At 59.6% G+C, this 1,487-nt stretch carries 3 protein-coding genes; 1 reads left to right on the plus strand and 2 read right to left on the minus strand.

Going from position 1 to position 1,487, the window contains the following annotated elements:
* Positions 1-419: DNA repair protein RecO (locus tag A2I95_RS37275; RefSeq protein WP_291737497.1), on the plus strand; the 419-nt coding region annotated here is incomplete at its 5' end.
* Here A2I95_RS37275 and A2I95_RS37280 read toward each other — a convergent pair.
* Both A2I95_RS37280 and A2I95_RS37285 read right to left on the minus strand, forming a co-directional pair.
* Positions 403-996 (minus strand): META domain-containing protein, encoded by a 594-nt coding sequence (locus A2I95_RS37280; RefSeq protein WP_367153207.1) that lies wholly within the window; start codon positions 994-996, stop codon positions 403-405. The two genes, A2I95_RS37275 and A2I95_RS37280, sit on opposite strands and share 17 nt — an antisense overlap.
* 63 nt (positions 997-1,059) lie before the next feature.
* Positions 1,060-1,487, minus strand: a 428-nt coding sequence (locus A2I95_RS37285; protein WP_291737498.1) for an SGNH/GDSL hydrolase family protein, incomplete at its 5' end; no start/stop codon positions are given.

Raw genomic sequence — 1,487 nt, forward strand, 5'->3', positions numbered from 1 at the left:
CAGAGCGTGAGCCGCACCCTGATCTCTATACCCGCAGTGAACGGCTGCTGGATCTCTTGGGTAATGAAGAACTCTGGCCGCTTGCCTATCTGCGCTGGGAGTTGGCGCTGCTGGAGGAGATGGGTTTTGGCCTCGATCTGTCAGCTTGCGCCGTGACCGGCAGTGACAGAGCCCTGAGTTATGTCTCGCCGAAATCAGGCCGGGCTGTTTCACGTGAAGGCGCCGGTGATTGGGCGGACCGGCTGCTGCCTTTGCCGCCGGTGATGCTGGGACAGGGCAGCGCGGAGGATGCGGAAATTGTGCAGGCGTTGCGCACCACTGGCTATTTTCTGGACGCGCATCTGGCGCCATCTTTGGGCAATCTGCCGATTCCAGAGGCGCGGAGGCGGCTGACGGATCTGCTCATCCGCCGGCTGTGAACAGCATCTCGCGTCCCTGGCCGTTGCTGAGGATCAGCACATCTCCGGAAACCTCGGCCAGAGTCATTGTCTGAAGGGACTGCAGAAATTCGGTTTCAAGTGCCAGTTCGGGGCAAGCCGCGCGTGTAACGGTAAACGCCTCAGCGCTGAACCAGGGGTAAGGCGCGGTCTGAGCACCCTGGAAACTGTTACAGGGCGTATGCCCGGTGATTTTACCAGGTTCAGGGAAGGCTAGCCTGGCAATTGCAGGAAAGGCCGCATTGTCGATGCTGGAGAGACGCCAGGTTTTATCTGCCGCCCCATAGGCCGATAAAGTCTCGTCTCCGGTGCAGGCACTGGCAAGCACCAGTAAGCAGATCAAAATAGAACGCAGCATCAGGTTTCCGTATAGCAGTGATATTTCGCACTCTGGAAAATGAGCGCAGAGAACGCAAGGAAGGCCCGGAATTGGAAAAGTGACGGCTCCCGTCCGCCGCAGCGGCATTGTCAATGCCTTGCGCCCGTTGGGCATGGCACCGCGCAATGCGCGGCGCGGACGGGCCCGGGCGGGAATGCGCTGTTGCGCCGTGCGCAGCACGGCGCCCGGCCCAACGCAGGAGATGGATTCTACGATTGCGTCTGAAGCGGCGGGACGGGCCGCCTAATTTGACTGAATGATTTCGGCCAACTTGCGGCCGATCTCGTTGCTGGCCTTTACCGACGGGTGGATCATATCCAGTGCGTGATAAGACCGGTCGCCAAAGGGCACCATGTCTTTGTTCGACAGGAAGAAAATGCCCTCATCCAGTGCAGCCAGGCGTTCGATGCGGGTTTCCAGCTCGTTGCCCTCATCGCGGCAATGCTCGATCATCGATCCCACGCCGGGGCTGCGCAGATAACCGACGTAAATCACCTTGGCACCGGTTGCGCGTAGTTCTGACAGCATGCCCGGGATCGCACCTTTGCGTCCGTCAGGGGAAACCAGTTTGTTAAGCTTGCGATCACAGGCAAAACAGCCGCAGCCGAGCCACAGATCATTGCCGCCGCCATTCACGATCACCCAGTCCCATTTGCCAGGCTTGTACTGTT

It is taken from the genome of Leisingera sp. F5 (assembly GCF_001593695.1).